Origin of the sequence: Pseudomonas sp. AM14(2022) (assembly GCF_036346455.1) — a bacterium.
In the GTDB taxonomy this organism is placed as follows: Bacteria; Pseudomonadota; Gammaproteobacteria; order Pseudomonadales; family Pseudomonadaceae; genus Aquipseudomonas; species Aquipseudomonas putida_A.
The window spans coordinates 675,143-691,541 of record NZ_JAOTNY010000001.1; the positions used below are offsets into that span (position 1 = coordinate 675,143).

A 16,399-nucleotide genomic window follows, 5' to 3' on the forward strand; every position below is an offset into this window, starting at 1 on the left:
GGCGGGATGTCCATCGATCCTGAAGAACTCCGAGATCAGATAATCGCCTCACGTGAGCAGTTGAAGCATCTTGTCCAAAAACCAGAAGTGCCTAGGAGACCTTTCGAGGCAGCGACAGACCTTCTGGTAGAACAGGAAGCGAGTCCCTCCGTAGAGGCTCCAGTAAGTGCCATGGACTGTATCGAGTTGGTAGCTTGGCGTCGCTTGCAGACCGGCGCTGCTGTGCGCTACGTGTGCCTCCAGTCTACAAGTACGGGGCGATCCGCTGTCGCTACAGCCAGTCTGTTCACAGAAGCCGTAGAGAGTCTCCCGACTTGGGTCGACGGCAATACCAACAGGCAAATTGCGAATGCCCTACAGCTCGGTGACCTCCAGTGGTACGCGACTATGAGCGAGGCTATGGATGCTTGGGATGCGGAGCTTTGATGACCCTGAGCTTTCAACTGGGGCGTGCCCCTGCGGGGAGCGGCTGTCGTGCACCGAGCCCTTGCGATGCCAAGGTCTCGGCCCTTCGGGCTTCCATCCCACACGCCTGCGCGCTCCGCTCGCCATGCCTACCAGGCACGTGATCACCTGCCTTCGGTTCGAGCGGTCGCACAAGCTGTGCTGCATCCATACTTCAATGGACTCATCGCTTTCGCATAGCTGAAGGTCGGTATCCCCCCTCTGATAGTTCAAGCTTCGAAAAAAGCACGGCAGGCCTCCATCAAAGCAGTAGCGTCATGCAGAGCTCGGTGGTGCCTAGTTGTTGGCAGTAGGCGATAAATGTTACTGGCAGCCTCCCGCCCCACAAACACTTCCAAAGGCTTCAACTCGAAGGTAGGTCTCAGATCCGCTGCCTCATAAAGGACGTCGAACCAAAATACGTCTTGAGGTGAGTCGCTGCATAGCACATGTCCTGAAAACAGCTGATTCATTCGTTCCGCCACGGTGTGTGGGGTATCACCTTCCTGAAGCAAATGATCCTGAGTGAGACCATGCATGTCTTGCGCATCGAACGACCAGTGTGTCCAGTAACGGGCTGGCCTTATCAAAGAACTGAACGAGGTCTCACTCGACACGACGGCGACCTCAATGGGATAGCTATCAGGAGCTATTCCAGAAGCTTCAAAATCAACAAAAAACGAAGGCCGTCCCACCTTGCTGCTCCTGTTTGAGGTTGCGATTTTCAGCGGCAACACCGACTGCTTGTGTTTGCGCCGCCATCGCTCGAGCCAGCCGTTCTAGCTGTTAGCAGCCTTTGCAAGTCGATGGTCTTGCAGATGCTGCATCTCACGCTCCCATTCAACCAAAAATTTATCCCAGTTCGCAGCGTAAGGCCCATCTAACAATCTGGTCGACCCGATACTCGCCTGATTGAAGCGCTCCCTCCAGGGCTGGGGGATAGTCTGCTCCAAAATGATGTCGATTCCGGAGTGGTGATGCTGCACCGTGACACAATCCCGAAGCTGGTTGAGCTCAAGTGTCTTGTCAGCATTGGGGAAGTATTTCCGTTCTTGAAGGTCAAGGTCATCAAGGATGGATAAGGCATCGAACGCCTTCGAATCGCCAGGAGATGTGTTCGCAAGCATCCACAAAGCCTTTCGTCTCTTGGCTTCCAGTTCGCGGAGTTCATCGTCGGGCATAGGGGTTACCTCTTGCTTGAGCGAAGTGGCGCTGATGGCGTGCCGCCTGCGGCGTCAGGCTGCCGTGAATCGAGCCCCGCCAAGGCGCGTCTCGCCCCTGCGGGCCCGCATCCCTCACGCCTGCGCGCTCCGCTTGCTTGGTGTTTGCGCCTCGCTCACGGGTCAGGCAGTGTGAATGCCCTCGGCAAAATGCTGCTCCCATGGTGGGCATGGTGACCAAGCCTCCACGAGTTTATCGATAAAGAGTCGAATTTTTGGAGATAGGTGCCGCTTGCTAGGGTAGATCACCCGAATAGGCTCTGCGGCCTCTGCATACCCAGCGAGCAATTGAACGAGCTTGCCGCTCCTCAAATCGTCGTTTACCACGTAGGAAGGAAGAGTCGCGATGCCCAGGCCAGCTACAGCTGACTGGTGTAATGACTCAGCACTGTCCATCTGGAGTCTTCCACCATGAGTAACGGGCACAGATCGCCCGTTTACTCGGAAATTCCAAGGAAGCAGTCTGCCGCCGCTCACAAAATGCAGGCACTGGTGCTCGGATAAATCCTCAGGCGTTTTAGGCTCTGCATGTTCAGCCAAATACTTGGGTGAAGCACAGGTAATCATTTGTTGGTAGGCCACAGTGCGCGTGAGCAACCGAGAGTCCTCCTTGGGAGGGCCAATGCGCATGGCCAAATCAAATCCCTCGTCAATCAGGTCGACCAGCCTGTCAGAAAATGTGACATCCACGCTCAAGGAGGGCCAGTCCTTAAGACAGCATTCAATGTGCTGAAGGACATGAAGTCTCCCCAACGCAACCGGCAGACTCATCCGAAGTCGCCCACTGGGTGTCGAACGACGAAACGCAAGGGCATCCTCCACGTCATCCAGATCCTGAAGAACGCCCACACAGCGCTCGTACAGAACCTGGCCGTCATCCGTCATGCTCAAGCTACGCGTAGTGCGATTCAGTAAACGTACCTGTAAACGAGCCTCGAGCCTGACTATCGACTTCCCCACTGCAGAGCGCGTAAGGCCAAGCTGTTTTGCCGCCGCAGTGAAGCTTCCAGCGTTTACCGAGCTCACAAACGCGGCAATATCATTCAGGTTATGGAGTTCCATAAGGCCTCGGTGGTCTCAACGTTCGGGCGGCTTAGCACCTGTTATGGGGAGCCCCATTCCCCAATACTAGGCATAGTATCTCAATTAGCTAATCCACTCCCAACGATCAATTGAGGTCATTATGAACACCAAAGTCCAAGCAGCCGTCCAAACCTGGGCCAATAGCCTTAGCGATCTGGTACCCGTTCTTAAGGGAATCGATACCACCACAAAAATGAGCGACATCCGCGACTCTTACGCAAAAATGCTCGCGCAAAATCCAGCGCCAGCTGGCGTTAAATTCGAAGCAGTCGAAATGGGTGGCGTACCCGGCACATTGGTTACTCCGGACGAGATCAAAACGGACGCGGTCGTGATGTACATCCACGGCGGCGCGTACATTGTAGGACGTCCAGACGGCTACCACGGTATCGGCGGCAACTACGCGAAAATGCTCGGTGCTCGTGTGTACATGCCGGACTACCGCCTCGCTCCGGAGCACAAGTTTCCAGCATCTATTGACGACACATTGCGCGCTTACGAATGGTTGCTTGAGCAGAAAATCCCGGCTAACAAAATTGCATTCTCTGGCGAGTCGGCTGGCGGCGCGATGGTTGTCAGCGTCATGGTTGCGGCTAAATCGAAGGGCCTTCCATTGCCTGCTGTTGGCTCCTCCATCTCGCCATGGGCGAACCTTGAACACACCGGTGCTTCCATGAGCAACCGTGAAGGTCTGGATCCTCTGAACTCCAAGCCTGTGCTGGACATCCTCGCCAGAGCGTTCCTAGGCGACACATGGGCCAATCATCCTCTGGCCTCTCCTGTGTTCGCGGATGTCACCGGGCTTCCGCCAATTCTGGTGCAGATCGGCGAGAACGAGCTGATGTTGAGTGATGCAATGCGCCTTGCAACTCACCTGGCTGATAACCGCGTTCGCGTGAACCTGGAAGTATGGCCAGCGATGTTCCACGCCTGGCACTTCTACGCCACCATGCTTCCAGAAGGTCGGCAGGCTATGGAGAGTTCCGTTCGCTTCATCGAGGCTGGCTTGGCCGACGCTAACCGCTAAAACGCAGAACAACCGCGATAGCTTTCTAGGCTATCGTGGCTCTACCCATATTTTCTAAGGCCATTTGCCCATCCACTGCTAGTAGTCTGACAGCTCGCCTTGTCTAGATACGTATTCATTCCTTGTGCTGCGCTATGCTGAGTTTCCCTGAAGGAGGCCACATCAATGCCAAAGGAATACTCGTTGTCGGATGTGCTGGAAAGGATTTACCAAAATCAGCTCGCTCTCGAAGCTGCGCTCATGGAGCTGACCCTCCAGGTAGAAGCGCAAGGACATTCGGAAGTCGGCGCCAACGTCCGTGGTGCGCTTTACACAATCGGCGAAAACTCCGGCCACATAAAGCAGGGCTTGGCCCGCCTCAAAAAACTTCCATGACCCAGCCGCTTTTCGATTTTGATCTCAACCGCGTTTCCCGCACGCACTACATCACTGGCAAGGCTGCGATCAACTTTCCGCACGCTGGAAGCACCACTGGCGGATGGCATTTCCTGTCCTACTTCGACCCGGATTCGGGCGTGGCAAAGGTCTCGTTAGCAGGCATTCATTACCCTGATACCACCGATTTCTTCGGAGGCGCCGGAGTCAACGACGTAACCGACGAGCTTTCAAAGCGGGGCTGGTCAGAAGACGGCAAAAGGCTGTTCATGGCGGATCACTACAGAGCCGCAGCTGACATGGTGATGAAATGGGTGCTAAGTGATTCTAAGCACTGTAACGTCGAGGTCGCTGATTGGTTTCCCTCTTCCGAAACGAAGCAGCGGCTTTTTGAGATCCTGAATTCGGGAAGGCCCAAACTTTCAGATTTTGACAAGCTGCAAAAAATGGAAGCTTGGCTAAGCTCGCAATAGGTGATGACGTCAGGTTGGTCAGGAAGACAGCCGTTGTCATACGTGGCGAATGAGAGCAATGGATATGCGCAAGAAGTCCCCGTCATGGTTTGTCCCGCTCCTGATTATTTTTGCCCTCCTGTGGGCAATGGGGAAGAAAGACACGCCTCCAGCCCCGGTACAGCCACACGCTCTTAGCTCGCCGAATACGCAAGCGTCGATTTCCCCGGCCTCACCGCCAACCCCGGCTCCTGCTCCTGCTTCCGCAACTGAGCACTTTGTGAGTGCTGATAATCTCAATATCAGGGATCAACCAGGTGGAAAGGTCATCTCCAAACTGAAGCGCGGGGAAAAGGTTCAGGTCTTCGAAACGAGGAATGAATGGGCGCGCATCAGCATTGATGGTCAATCTTCGAAATGGATTTCGTCCAAGAGTCTATGCAGTGGGCCTGGCTGCTACGTTGTTCCGAAGCCCAGACCGTCGGCCCAGCTTCCACTGCCCGCTCGCCAACAGACTCCAGCTTACGGTTCCTCGTGCCCCTGTTCCTCTGGAAACGTGTGTATAGGGCCTAGGGGTGGTCGATACTGCATTACCTCTGGCGGTAACAAGCGGTACGGCGTTTGAGCGATTATCTGGTGACGTCTTGCCGGGGATTACACTCTCGCAGGCGCTTGAGCCGGTAAACGAGCCGATCTCTTGACGAGGTTTCGTTGCAGACGGATATGTATTGGCTATGAATCCGTAACCACCTGACTCAACAACCATGTAGTTCAACTTCATTTTTGATTTTCCAGCTCAGGGCTAAACATGCACACCATACGGAAAGTGGTAATTCAGAATTTCAAAAAATTCAAAACGCTCACGCTCGATTTTGAGTCTGGGAAGAATGTGCTGATTGGCAACAATGAGGCAGGAAAAAGCAGCATTTTGCTCGCGCTAGACCTCACGCTCGGCGGGAGTCGCAACCGCATTGAAGCTCTGGGTGCAGAAGCTCTGCTCAACAAGGATTCGGTTGACACTTTCCTTGCTGGGGAGAAGAGCCTGGAGAAACTACCTGAGCTGATAGTCGACGTTTTCCTAGAGGAAGGTGACGACGAAAGCCTCTATGGAACCAACAATGCCCACCAGCGCCAGACTGACGGCGTGCGCATGATCCTTGCGGTGATGGCCGAATATGGCGAAGCGGTGCAAGCCATCTTGGCTGATGATCAACCGAACTTCCCATTCGAGTATTATGCGGTACGGTTTGAAACGTTCGCCGGCAGGCCCTATGCAGCTTTCAACCGCCCCATTAAGCACATGATGCTAGACGGTTCACGTATTGATGGCGATCACGCGTCTCGTGAATACACCCGCGCCGTTTACGCTTTCAACGCCCCCGTTGAAGACCGCTATAAACTTGAAAACCTGTACCGCCAAGGCAAGCAGGCGTTTACAGGACAACACCTCGCAGCGCTCAACGCTGACCTACCCGCGTATCAATTTGACGTACGGAGTGGAGTCCGGTCGAACCTGGAAACTGACCTAATCATCACGGAAGACAATATTCCGCTTGAGAACCATGGCAAAGGAAGGCAGTGCTTCATCAAGACCGAATTTGCGCTGAGCAAGCATAAGCAAGGCGGCTTGGATGTAATGCTCTTGGAGGAGCCTGAGAACCACCTCAGCCATTCCTCCATGAAAGCACTCGTCGCCAAGCTAGCGGATAACAAGAGCACACAGCTTTTCATCGCAACTCACAGCAGCCATATCTGCTCAAGGCTTGATCTTCGGCATGCCCTTTTGATCGGCCCGAATGCAGCTGCTGGCTCACTTAAAGCCCTATCACCCGACACCGCAGAATTCTTCATGAAAGCCCCGGACAACAATGTCCTGGAGTTCGCGCTTTCGAAAAAGGTGATATTGGTTGAAGGTGATGCTGAATTCATCCTGGTGGAAGAGTTCTATAAGCAATGTACAAATGGACGTCTACCGCATGTCGATGACGTTCACATAATCTCTATTGGCGGCACCAGCTTCAAAAGGTACATGGAGCTCGCTAACCTGCTCGGAATTCGAGTTGCAGCCATACGGGACAACGACAAGGATTATCAGAAAAACTGCGTAGAAAACTATGTCGATTTCGCTTCGGACAATGCCAAGGTTTTTGCCGACAAAGACAATGACCGTTCAACCTTCGAAATAGGGTTGCACAACGATAACGAGGAAACCTGCAAGACCGTCTTCGGCCCAGGACGAAAAACCCTCTCCCCCTTAGAATACATGCTGGCAAACAAGGCAGAAGCCGCGTTTGAGCTGCTCAAGGGAAAGCCCGGTGAGCTGACCGTTCCGGCCTACATCGCGGAGGCAATCCAATGGATAAACGAGTGATGTTCGCTGTGGCAGGGTCAGGGAAGACCACCTTGCTCGTGACGCGTCTGAGCCTAGAAAAGCGCGCACTGATAATCACCTACACGGAGAACAACTATCGCCATTTGCGCGATAGCATCATCAAACGGTTTGGCCATGTGCCGAAAAATATCAACCTGCTGAGTTATTTCACGTTCCTTTATAGCTTCTGCTATCGCCCTCTGCTGCAGGTGCATATGCAGACTCGGGGAATCAGCTTTCGAGCTCCGCACGCCCGTACGCTAAAGCTCAAACGGGACAATATGGCGTATTACGCCACTACAAGCGGCAGCGTTTACCACAATCGCCTCGCAAAGCTCCTAGAAACCGTTAATGCAATTCCTGACGTGATGGCGCGAATGGAGCGCTTTTACGATGAGTTTTATGTCGACGAAGTTCAAGACCTAGCAGGTCATGATTTCAACCTGCTAATGGCATTAGCGAAAGCCAAGGTTGAAATGCTATTTGTAGGTGACTTCTACCAGCATACGTTCGACACCAGTCGTGATGGGAACGTGAACACCTCGCTACACGCTGACATTGGGAAATACGAAAAGCTTTTTCAAAAGGCGGGTGTGACTGTCGATAAGGAAACACTGAGCCGAAGCTGGAGGTGTGGCGTCACCGTATGTGATTTTATCCGTACACATCTCCAGATTGACATGCAGTCACAGCATACGTATGAAACCGAAATCATTCCTCTGTCCAATCAAGTGGATGCTAACGCCGTGCACGCGGATGGCAACGTGGTGAAGCTGTTCTACCAGGAGCATTACAAATACGGTTGTCTGTCTAACAACTGGGGCGCTAGTAAGGGTTTGGATCACTACAATGATGTGTGCGTAGTGCTGGGTACTACTCACTGGAAGATCTACCAGACATCCTCGCTTGCCGCGCTCCCTCCACGGACAAAAAACAAACTCTATGTTGCCTTCTCACGGACTCGCGGAAGGCTGTACCTAGCGCCCGAAAAACTTTTCAAACCATTTAAAACGGACTAGGTCGTAGCCATGGGTGGTGACGTCTGACGTAAGACCTTGTCCAGAAAGTATGCTCAGTATGAAGGGGAACCGCTAGGCATGACACCTAGCGTGATCAGTCGAAAGACTGGCCCTGCTCCATCTCCCCAATCAAGCTGTATGTGCCGTTTAGCCAAACGAAGATGCTGTTGAGCACCTCGCGCAAGTGCCGGATGTTGATATGCGTAACGTCTGGGAGATGGTCTTTACCACTGTTGGTCGTCGCATACCGAAACGCCATCGAGTCTGGGTCGACGTTGTCCAACTGGCGAATGAACTCGTGAACAGCAGTAGCGTTGACGTCAGAGCGCTCTAGACCCAAGTCCTTGAGCAGATGACGCAACTCCGACCACAGAGGCATCAACGGATGCTTGTCGTAGTTCTTGGGCTCTTTGCCTGTCAGAGCGCGAGCACTCTTTAGCATCAGCTTGAACTGCAGCTCCAAGGAATGGCGGTACAGAAAAAGCAAAGGATAAATGCCGCTGTCCAATGGCACCTGACGATTCGCCATCGCCTCCACAAGACCGTCGGCGGCATCTTTGTATGCAAAAGCATAGAGGTCGGCACGAAAGTGAGACCAGTTCAGCATGGCGTTGTACTGCCAATCTTCACCCTGGATAAACAGCTGCTGGCCGGAGAAGTCTGCCGGCCACTGGATGGCCTCAAGCTCCGGGTCGAGCATCGGTGGCGATTCCTCATCCATGTCGTCTTCTCACGTTGGCCAGTCCATGGTTCAGAACTTTACGAGTCTGGGTGGACTACCGGCAACCAGTAAGTGGTTTTCTAGCGTGGACTACTGTGCGAGAAAGCGTGATCCAAGGCTGAGGTCACATTGTCCTTTTTGCTGGATACTGACATCGAAAAATGGCTCTGATCCATGCTGGGCAGGGTTTGGTGTCTAATTGAACCTCAACCGCCAACGTACCACAGCCGGTTAACTGTGCTCTTGGGCAGTTCTAATTGCCGGCAAACCTCCGCTTGAGAAAGGCCTGCCGCCTTGAGATCGCGCACCGCTTTGAGTCTTTCTGCGGCAGCGATTCTCTGGGGCGTAGTGAGCTTTTGGGGTTCGGCAGGTAGCTGCTCATCAAGAACACCGAGCTGCATGAGTTCTTTCATTGTGTCATTCAGAACTGAGCGCGCGGTCTTGCCTTCATCGGCTGCGGCCACCAGTGTGAGAAAGGAGAGTGGCATTAGGCCTAGCGCTTTAGCTAAGTCGGCACTGAGATCGACTGTAGCCGATGTCGTCGATGCTTCCAAGCGGCTTATGTGTGCTTGGTCGGTCTGATGCTGGAGGTCTGCTTGCGACAACCCATGTCGAACCCTCAGCCACTGTAGCGTTGCCGCATATGCCTTCCGCAAAGACATCCAGTGCACCTCTCCACAAAAGGAGACGGTATGCCCCGTTTGATGAGTTCCACACAAATGTATATAGTCATTGCGATGGGACTACAGGTGCGCCATCTTTGCGATCTGTACGTGCGCAGAGCCCTATTTTCTTTGTCGCCAACAGGATCATCAATTTATGACTAATTCCTCTGAGCACGAGCTGCTGCGGGAAGGGGAAATCTCCTCTGCTGGCACGTCGCTGTCTCCTGCAGAAGTGGAAGTATTGGTCGCGGGGCGCTTCGGTCGTAAGCCTTTTTGCACCGTCGAGGACTGGGTCATCTTCCACGTCGACGAGTCCCCAGAGTCGCTCGCGAAAGTACGAGCTACTGGTCTGGAACCGATGTTCATGTATGCCCATTGCGTCATCCATGACGGTCATGGCCGGTTTCCGCCAGGGGGCTGGGTGCGCTCGACCCTGTGTAAATCGTTCGACGGTGTTTGCCTGTTCGAGACGCGAAACACGGTGTACGTGCTCGTGGGAAAAGGGCGCGAGATGACTGCCTCGCTGAAGACAATATTTGGCTTATGTTAATCGCAGGCGCACTTCGCGGGCCTGCTCAACAAGAGATACACGATGTTCAGGATTAGCATGCAAGACCAGGCCGGCCCGGTGGGTATGTTCGGGGATGGTCTCGCTCACTTTCACGCCATGTCGCGATCCTTGGTTACCCATTGGTATCACGTGAGCCTCAAGCGCCGGCATGAGGGGCGATTCGTAGCTTATGAAGAGATGCTGAACGATGAGCCTCGCTTGGTGGAGCTGCTGGTCTCCCAAGACGAGAGCATGGTCATTCAAGATGTCCAGGTCGTTACCCCGGCATGGATGAACAAAGGGTCAGGCTGGAAGATGGAAAAGCTGAAATCGCTTTCCATGGGGTTCAACCAGGCAGAAGTGCCAATCTGTGTTCTGCAGGTCGAGAGTGGTGATGTGTACGTTAATACCCATCAGCGCGACCTCGATGTCGATGCCTTGGTTGGGGTCAGGGAGCTATATCGGCGCAGTGCTGCAACCACCGGCGTAGCCTCAGCGTCGGAGGCTCTGTAGCTATGGACGACATCAATACCGTCGCAGTCGATTTACATGAAAAGCGCTACTCGGACTTCGACCTTCTTCGCATCGCCAAAGCAGTGAATCAAGACTACGACGGGCTGGTCACGGCCTACCTGGTGAATGTCCATATTCATGCGTGCAGTGCTGTTGGTGTGGTGTTCGGTCACATTTGCCCTGGGCCGTACCAACGATTTGCAGATGGTCGGCTGATTCGGACATCCGACATTCAGTCCGTAACGAAGGAAGACAGGTTTTGGGTGATCAATACGGTCAACTCGAAGTACGTCATTGCGACGTTCAGGCGGGACGTCGGACGGCGTAGCTTGCGTGAGTTCATGCGCATAGCGGGAGACAGGTATCTGCCAACGCCGGATCGCCTCCAGTAGTCGTTGATCGTTTTGGGCTTGCCCCTCTTCAGGGACTGGTGTCGTGAACCAACCCCGGAAAAGCCGGGTTTATGCCTTGGCGGGGTTGCTTTCAACCCCTGATCAGTCTGGACACTATAGATCAGCAGCCCGACCTCTTTGGGCGACCCTAAACGGCTGTAAAGCCTCAGCCGCACCTATATCCAGTGACGGACATTTTAAAAGGGTAAGTCTTCATCACTGAGGGGCAAGTGCGCTATTGGCGGTTTTGGCGTCAAAGCTTTATGAATGCCCTCAAGCCGACCTAGCATCTCGTCGAAGGTAATTACCAAGACATCCTTGAGGCTGTTCCGGTACTGCTCGAAGGCTCGCTGCTCACCAATCTTTGATGGGGTACGGCCAATGATGACAATGGCCGCCACGGCATGTGCGTGGACACGGTCATCGAGATCCTCGCTCAGACCGAGAATGTTCTTCTGCAGAACGCTTCGCTGGCTAATGACCTGGGCCACGGATCCACCGAGTTCGTAAGATGGTACGTAGGTCTTGCGGTAGGCTTTTCCGAGTAGGTCGTGCTGAGGGTGTTTGATCTCGATCAGAGCAAGGTTTCCGGTGGCCTTCGCAGCCATCAGGAAGTCGGAATACTGGCCCCCTTGACCTCTGATGTCCTTACCGCCTACATAGGGCTGTTCTGCAATCATCTTGACGGGATAACCGAACGCCATGTCGAGTACGAAAGAGTGCTCACGCAAGAAGCGTTGCCACTTGTTCTCGGCGGCGTTGCTTTCCAGCATTTTCCGATACACCTCAATGAGTTCGCCGAGCGTTATGAGCTCGATCTCAGACTTCAGCTGATAAAGGGTTTTCGGTGAAGATTTCGCCAACGCGGAGACGCTTTGCTGGGCAAGCATGACTGCCTGCTTTTGATCTTTGGGTGATAGACGAGGTGTCACCGTCCCCAGCGCTACAAGATTTGCAAGCAGATCTGGCGGGAGCTTGCGTTCACGTGGAGGATAAAGCTCGGGGGCCGCTTTGTGCAGGAGCCCCGTGTAGCAAACAAGTTTTTTGTCGGCAGCGGTTTCTCGCTGATGCCGTTGAGTTAGCCGATCCAGGCTTCGCTCCATTTTCTCAAGCTGAGCAACACCTAAACAGAATTGATTGCCCTCGATTTTCGCATCAAAATTCCCTGGCCCACCATGCAGAAACAGTGTGTCGATCCCCTCCAGATCATTTAAAGCCTGGACGATATATCGGTACTCGTAGTGGAAGCCGAGACCGTAGCGCCAGTCTTTGGTGAGCCCTACAGGGAGAAGTCCTAGTAAATCCTCAAGCTCATCCTGATTGTTAGGATGTGGATATTCTTGGAAGACAGGGCGAGTAACCACTATCGACTGGATGTTGTTGTACTTGGGCTTACCGTACTCAGAGTGTTCCGAGCGGGCGTTGATAGGATAAATGGTCAAATACTCGGAGGTGACCATCAATAGGAGATGCCAGCCTGACCCATTGTCCGGCAGGGGTACATCGCTGTAGAAAACGAGTGTGGGGCGATAGTAGTCATTTTCGTCGTATTCGCCCGACTCCAGTGCTTCGAGTTCTCCCTCGCTCAACCCTCTCGCTTCACCATTGTCGAAACGAAGGAATGGGCCGCCATCCGCGCGCTGTTGCATGGCGTACTGTGAGGGGCGCATGGATGGCATGTGCTTTCGTCCTTGATCGAGATATGGTTTCTACTTGCCCACGCACTGGCGGGCCGAGTGCGAGTCTAGCGAGCCGCTAGTGTTTTGGAGAAGGGATTGATGAGAGCTTGTCTGGAGAGAGCGGTATAACACTGGGAAGGCTGCAAGTCGTTTATATTTTAACTGAACATGCCAGCGATAATCCTGGCGTCGAGCAAGGCGTGGTGAGGCAACTCTTCACCCTCGCTGGTTGGAGCAAGCGTCGTCGCATCGGTAGGAAAATTGCGAACGATTCTGGGCCATCGTCCGTCCTCATATACCAGGTCGCAAAAAAGCTCCCAATCGTACTGAGGGGCATCCGTGACGATCTCGACCTCATTTTTGAACAACGTCAGAAACTTGAGCAGAGACAACCTAGCTTCAGCTGTGGGTAGCGAGTAGCTCCCTCCCCACAGCTGCGGAAGGACGACTTGTACGACGAAATCGCTACAGTCTTCTTCTCGCCATGTGTCGAGCAATTCCACGTAGAATTCGCGCCCATCCTCAGCCACCAATGCGAGTGAGATCAGCTTCGCTTCTGCTGATAGCCGGGTAAACTCGCAATCAAGAAAGAGCCTCATGTTAGAACTCCGCAATGGCTAGGGCTCGCCTGGATATGGCGCAGGAAGGTCAGCTATGGGAAATGGCCCTCGAGCATCTTGGCTCAGACGGACTCCTCCAAGCGGTCATCGAAATGTGGAGCCGCGCCGCGCCTCCGCCCAGACCATTGGTTGAGCACCTGTCCATCAATCAGGTGAGTCAGGACGTCTTGAGCATACTGAAAATTGCCCAGCAGCGGGTAGGTGCCATCGTGCCAGGTCGAACGCCTGATGCAGGCACAGTCACGCTGTACGCACGTCACGCTAGCAACTTAGTTGATGGGCTCATTACACTGCTGCCAAAGGTGAAGCTTTCGCAAGCCTTACGAGGCTCTTGTCTTGAAATCGAACTGGGGATTTGACGTCCGCGCAGGCTCCTCGAACACCAGTCAGCAACAATTTTATTAAAACTTGCCCAGCGAAATGCGTCCCTGTGAGATGTTCTATGAACTCTGATTTAACTGAAGAAGAAATGCGTCGCGCCCTTTTTGGTACGCCTCAGCCAGAGGAGCAAGTTTCTACTCCGCTAGTGCAGGAGCCTGTGCCAGAGATCGTTTTAACAAAGCCAGCAGAGGCTCCAATAGCCAAGAAGAAAGCGGCGAAAGCCTTTACGCCAAGGCTCAAGGTTACGCTACGCGTCGGAAACGAATTCGAAGGGAAGATGCATGAGTTTATCCACGAGGCCGACACGTTGAGCTTGTTGCTTGCTGAGCAGGAGGCTGTAAAGGCTGCTAGGAAAAAGTACAAGTACGTGGAAGTGGAATCCGTTAAATCGATGTAGCAAACGCCTCAAGTTTAGGTCGGACAAGTGCAATGTATTTTCAGATCGTCCGCCGACAAGTCACCGTAGAACCCGAGGGGTAGAAGGTTAAAACTTTCTGAAGCGACTGTTCTTTGGTAGTTGAAAACCACCAAACCCGAACAGCCATGATTTTTTAATGATCAGTGGCTGTCTAAAAAATGGCACAGGAGGGCTTCTTGGGGCGCTAGTCGGCGGTATCTCGGCCCACTTCACCCCCACCAAGTGGTGGTTGACGCTACGCTTTTCGCCAAACCAATGCAGGAATTACCCGGATGTAAATTAGCTCGCTGACCAATTCAATCAGCGTTTGGGTGATTACTGCTGCCGCAGCTAGCCCTCTGATTTCTTCGGGTAGAGCAAGTGCCAAGGGCAGAACCACCAACGAGTTCCGTGTCGAGCTACTGAACGCTACTGATCTTGCAGTGATGGCCGGCAATTTGAATGCTCGCGCAACCAGCGCACCAACCAATGGTGCCAAGAGCATGAAACCAATGTAGACAGGAATGACGGGCAGCAGCTTGTCCATGTCTCTGACCACCGCTGAAATCTGAGAGCCGATCACTACGACTAATACAGCCGCCATAGCCGGTACAGGCATCCAAGCCCAAGCATTGTTCCAACCCTCAACGACGCGTGACCTTTTTGCACCGGCAGCTGTTGCTACCGCCAAGACCAAGGGCAAAGCGATCAGCACTACGAAGGCCTCAACAAATGGGCCGACAGATATAACCACTGCCGAGTCATTACCCAGCATGAAGGCCAGATACAGGGGCAGTAGAACAAGCTGTAGCAAGAGTAGTAATGGCGTTGCCGCCAGAGTCAGTTTGGAGTCGCCCTTACCGATATGGGTAAACACCACCACATAGTCGATACAAGGCGTCAGCAAGACCAACAGCGCACCCACCAGAATCGCGGGGTGATCCGTTAGGCCCATGGTCAACGCCCAAACCAACAGGGGGATGGCGACGAAGTTGGCTGTGAGCAGCGCCGTCATGAAACGCTTGTTTGCGAGCCCTTCACGGAGATCCAGGAATGGGATCTGTAGAAACATGGCGTACATCAGCACAGCGATGGCTGGTGTCACCAACGCACCTAACGCTTGAGAAGCATTAGGTGCGAGCAGACCTCCGATAGCAGCGACAATGACCGCGACGAAGTAGACGGGAATCTGGTTCTTCTCTAGCTGTTCTCTGTCCACGAAATGCCCTTAAACGCGTGAAATCAATTTTCGATTCAGCAGGGTAATATCTGTAGCCACTACAGGTTCAAGAAAATGCTTGGGGAATTCGCATGTCAGGAATCGGGGCGTTGTCTAAATCAACGGGTTGCCACATTGAAACGATTCGCTACTACGAGAAAATAGGCCTTTTACCTCCGGCCCTGCGGTCGACCGGCAGGCACCGAATCTACACAGAGAGGCATCGTTCAAGACTCGTCTTCATCCGTCAGAATCGTGAGTTGGGCTTTCCACTCGACGATATACGAGAACTCATCGCGCTCGCAGCAGATGCTGATCGTCCGTGTGCTGACGCACTGTCGGTGGTCAGGAAGCATTTGGCAGAAGTAGAGTTGAAAGTAGCCAAACTCCAGCAGATTCGAATTGAGCTGCTTTCCATGGCAGGTGCTTGTGAGTCAACCTGCCTGGGCTCAAACACCTCTGATTGCACTATTGTCGAGTCCTTGTTCGAACCCGCAGCAGGGACACGTTCCAGATGCTGCTCGTGATCAAGGAGTTACAGCTGTTCGACATCAAAACAAGCGGTCACATCAGAAACGGCATGGAACGTTGTCAAATCACCTTCAATTAACCCGTCGCTTGAGCGCTCGTGGGAGCTGCGCTGCGAAGCCCGAAAAGGATATTGATGCCGATTGCTCAGATGCGGTAGGCTCAGGTTAGGAGATGGCATTCCTCCTTAAACCGCCTTGTGCTGATGATGCCTACGTGAACCCTAGACAGGGTGCGTAGGTGTATCCGCTCCCTGTCCCAATCTAGGACAGGATTATGTTCCTACTATCCCAGTCGCCACTTCCTTGCTTTGCTTACCTGCTAACTGTTTGGCCTAGGTCTGACGAGGTGAGCCCGCCATGCTGAAATCACTTGTAGTTATCGCTGTTGGCGCCTCACTTGGTGCCTGGTTGCGCTGGCTCCTGGGCATGAAGCTAAACGCTCTGTTCCCTACGATTCCCCCAGGCACAGTGGTTGCAAACATGGTTGGGGGCTACATCATCGGCCTAGCTATCGCGTTTTTAGCCGCATCCCCCACCCTGAGTCCTGAGTGGCGTCTGCTGATCATCACGGGTTTCTGTGGCGGGCTTACGACCTTTTCTACGTTTTCGGCAGAAACAGTTGCCCTGATCCAGGAAGGCAGGCTGCTGTGGGCGCTCGGCTCAATTTCATTACACGTCGTTGGCTCGCTGACGATGACGGCTGCCGGGCTTCTGTCCTATCAAATGATCGGTATGCGCTGA

At 53.5% G+C, this 16,399-nt stretch carries 21 protein-coding genes and 1 riboswitch; of the genes, 13 read left to right on the forward strand and 8 right to left on the reverse strand.

All coding sequences use genetic code 11. The features are described from left to right. Positions 1 to 674 precede the first annotated feature (674 nt). The 3 genes from V3W27_RS03160 to V3W27_RS03170 form a co-directional block, all read right to left on the reverse strand. Positions 675 to 1,139, reverse strand: coding sequence for a hypothetical protein (locus V3W27_RS03160; RefSeq protein ID WP_122727916.1), 465 nt, complete (start codon positions 1,137 to 1,139; stop codon positions 675 to 677). Between the two features lie 84 nt (positions 1,140 to 1,223). After that, positions 1,224 to 1,625 (reverse strand): hypothetical protein, encoded by a 402-nt coding sequence (locus V3W27_RS03165; protein WP_164393763.1) that lies wholly within the window; start codon positions 1,623 to 1,625, stop codon positions 1,224 to 1,226. Positions 1,626 to 1,787: 162 nt separating this feature from the next. Next, on the reverse strand, positions 1,788 to 2,726 hold the full coding sequence (locus V3W27_RS03170; RefSeq protein ID WP_330205892.1) for a LysR family transcriptional regulator: 939 nt from the start codon (positions 2,724 to 2,726) through the stop codon (positions 1,788 to 1,790). 121 nt (positions 2,727 to 2,847) lie between these two features. On the opposite strand from V3W27_RS03170, the gene V3W27_RS03175 reads away from it, so the two are divergent. The 6 genes from V3W27_RS03175 (at position 2,848) to V3W27_RS03200 (ending at position 7,991) form a co-directional block, all read left to right on the forward strand. Continuing rightward, positions 2,848 to 3,774, forward strand: a complete 927-nt coding sequence (locus V3W27_RS03175) for an alpha/beta hydrolase (RefSeq protein WP_330205893.1) — start codon at positions 2,848 to 2,850, stop codon at positions 3,772 to 3,774. 165 nt (positions 3,775 to 3,939) lie between these two features. Next, positions 3,940 to 4,149 (forward strand): hypothetical protein, encoded by a 210-nt coding sequence (locus tag V3W27_RS03180; RefSeq protein WP_330205894.1) that lies wholly within the window; start codon positions 3,940 to 3,942, stop codon positions 4,147 to 4,149. Then, positions 4,146 to 4,622 (forward strand): hypothetical protein, encoded by a 477-nt coding sequence (locus tag V3W27_RS03185; RefSeq protein WP_330205895.1) that lies wholly within the window; start codon positions 4,146 to 4,148, stop codon positions 4,620 to 4,622. Before V3W27_RS03180 ends, V3W27_RS03185 begins: the two co-directional genes overlap by 4 nt. 127 nt (positions 4,623 to 4,749) lie before the next feature. Beyond that, the gene (locus V3W27_RS03190) at positions 4,750 to 5,226 is read left to right on the forward strand and encodes an SH3 domain-containing protein (RefSeq protein WP_330205936.1); all 477 of its coding nucleotides are present in this window, start codon (positions 4,750 to 4,752) and stop codon (positions 5,224 to 5,226) included. 183 nt (positions 5,227 to 5,409) lie between these two features. Continuing rightward, on the forward strand, positions 5,410 to 6,972 hold the full coding sequence (locus V3W27_RS03195; protein ID WP_330205896.1) for an ATP-dependent nuclease: 1,563 nt from the start codon (positions 5,410 to 5,412) through the stop codon (positions 6,970 to 6,972). Further along, positions 6,957 to 7,991 (forward strand): AAA family ATPase, encoded by a 1,035-nt coding sequence (locus V3W27_RS03200; protein ID WP_150689265.1) that lies wholly within the window; start codon positions 6,957 to 6,959, stop codon positions 7,989 to 7,991. Before V3W27_RS03195 ends, V3W27_RS03200 begins: the two co-directional genes overlap by 16 nt. A gap of 94 nt (positions 7,992 to 8,085) precedes the next feature. Here the strand turns inward: V3W27_RS03200 and V3W27_RS03205 are convergent, their stop codons facing one another. Further along, positions 8,086 to 8,712 carry a hypothetical protein gene (locus V3W27_RS03205; RefSeq protein WP_330205897.1) on the reverse strand — a complete coding sequence of 209 codons (627 nt, stop codon included), beginning with the start codon at positions 8,710 to 8,712 and terminating at the stop codon, positions 8,086 to 8,088. A gap of 206 nt (positions 8,713 to 8,918) precedes the next feature. Beyond that, a complete protein-coding gene (locus tag V3W27_RS03210; protein WP_150689266.1) occupies positions 8,919 to 9,374 on the reverse strand; it encodes a helix-turn-helix domain-containing protein in 456 nt (151 codons plus the stop codon). 157 nt (positions 9,375 to 9,531) lie between these two features. Here V3W27_RS03210 and V3W27_RS03215 point away from each other — a divergent pair, with 157 nt between their 5' ends. From V3W27_RS03215 to V3W27_RS03225, 3 genes are read left to right on the forward strand one after another with little or no spacing between them, the layout of a single operon-like run. Beyond that, on the forward strand, positions 9,532 to 9,927 hold the full coding sequence (locus tag V3W27_RS03215) for a DUF6957 family protein (RefSeq protein ID WP_150689267.1): 396 nt from the start codon (positions 9,532 to 9,534) through the stop codon (positions 9,925 to 9,927). A 42-nt stretch (positions 9,928 to 9,969) separates the two neighbouring features. Beyond that, the gene (locus V3W27_RS03220) at positions 9,970 to 10,440 is read left to right on the forward strand and encodes a hypothetical protein (RefSeq protein WP_007246713.1); all 471 of its coding nucleotides are present in this window, start codon (positions 9,970 to 9,972) and stop codon (positions 10,438 to 10,440) included. A gap of 2 nt (positions 10,441 to 10,442) precedes the next feature. Continuing rightward, the gene (locus tag V3W27_RS03225) at positions 10,443 to 10,832 is read left to right on the forward strand and encodes a hypothetical protein (RefSeq protein WP_054090284.1); all 390 of its coding nucleotides are present in this window, start codon (positions 10,443 to 10,445) and stop codon (positions 10,830 to 10,832) included. A 197-nt stretch (positions 10,833 to 11,029) separates the two neighbouring features. Here V3W27_RS03225 and V3W27_RS03230 read toward each other — a convergent pair whose 3' ends face one another. Together V3W27_RS03230 and V3W27_RS03235 are read right to left on the reverse strand one after the other, a co-directional pair. Then, positions 11,030 to 12,511, reverse strand: a complete 1,482-nt coding sequence (locus V3W27_RS03230) for a Shedu immune nuclease family protein (RefSeq protein WP_330205898.1) — start codon at positions 12,509 to 12,511, stop codon at positions 11,030 to 11,032. A 158-nt stretch (positions 12,512 to 12,669) separates the two neighbouring features. Next, a complete protein-coding gene (locus V3W27_RS03235) occupies positions 12,670 to 13,110 on the reverse strand; it encodes a hypothetical protein (protein ID WP_330205899.1) in 441 nt (146 codons plus the stop codon). A gap of 14 nt (positions 13,111 to 13,124) precedes the next feature. On the opposite strand from V3W27_RS03235, the gene V3W27_RS03240 reads away from it, so the two are divergent. Then, positions 13,125 to 13,490 carry a hypothetical protein gene (locus tag V3W27_RS03240; RefSeq protein ID WP_330205900.1) on the forward strand — a complete coding sequence of 122 codons (366 nt, stop codon included), beginning with the start codon at positions 13,125 to 13,127 and terminating at the stop codon, positions 13,488 to 13,490. An 83-nt stretch (positions 13,491 to 13,573) separates the two neighbouring features. Next, positions 13,574 to 13,909 carry a hypothetical protein gene (locus V3W27_RS03245; protein WP_330205901.1) on the forward strand — a complete coding sequence of 112 codons (336 nt, stop codon included), beginning with the start codon at positions 13,574 to 13,576 and terminating at the stop codon, positions 13,907 to 13,909. Positions 13,910 to 14,165: 256 nt separating this feature from the next. Here the strand turns inward: V3W27_RS03245 and V3W27_RS03250 are convergent, their stop codons facing one another. Then, the gene (locus V3W27_RS03250) at positions 14,166 to 15,128 is read right to left on the reverse strand and encodes an arsenic resistance protein (RefSeq protein WP_221527539.1); all 963 of its coding nucleotides are present in this window, start codon (positions 15,126 to 15,128) and stop codon (positions 14,166 to 14,168) included. Between the two features lie 92 nt (positions 15,129 to 15,220). Between V3W27_RS03250 and V3W27_RS03255 the strand changes: the two genes are divergently transcribed. Beyond that, complete coding sequence (locus V3W27_RS03255; protein ID WP_330205902.1) at positions 15,221 to 15,655, forward strand: MerR family transcriptional regulator; 435 nt, start codon at positions 15,221 to 15,223, stop codon at positions 15,653 to 15,655. 162 nt (positions 15,656 to 15,817) lie between these two features. After that, positions 15,818 to 15,878: riboswitch (Fluoride riboswitch) on the forward strand. 137 nt (positions 15,879 to 16,015) lie between these two features. Further along, positions 16,016 to 16,399 carry a fluoride efflux transporter CrcB gene (gene crcB, locus V3W27_RS03260; RefSeq protein WP_007247314.1) on the forward strand — a complete coding sequence of 128 codons (384 nt, stop codon included), beginning with the start codon at positions 16,016 to 16,018 and terminating at the stop codon, positions 16,397 to 16,399.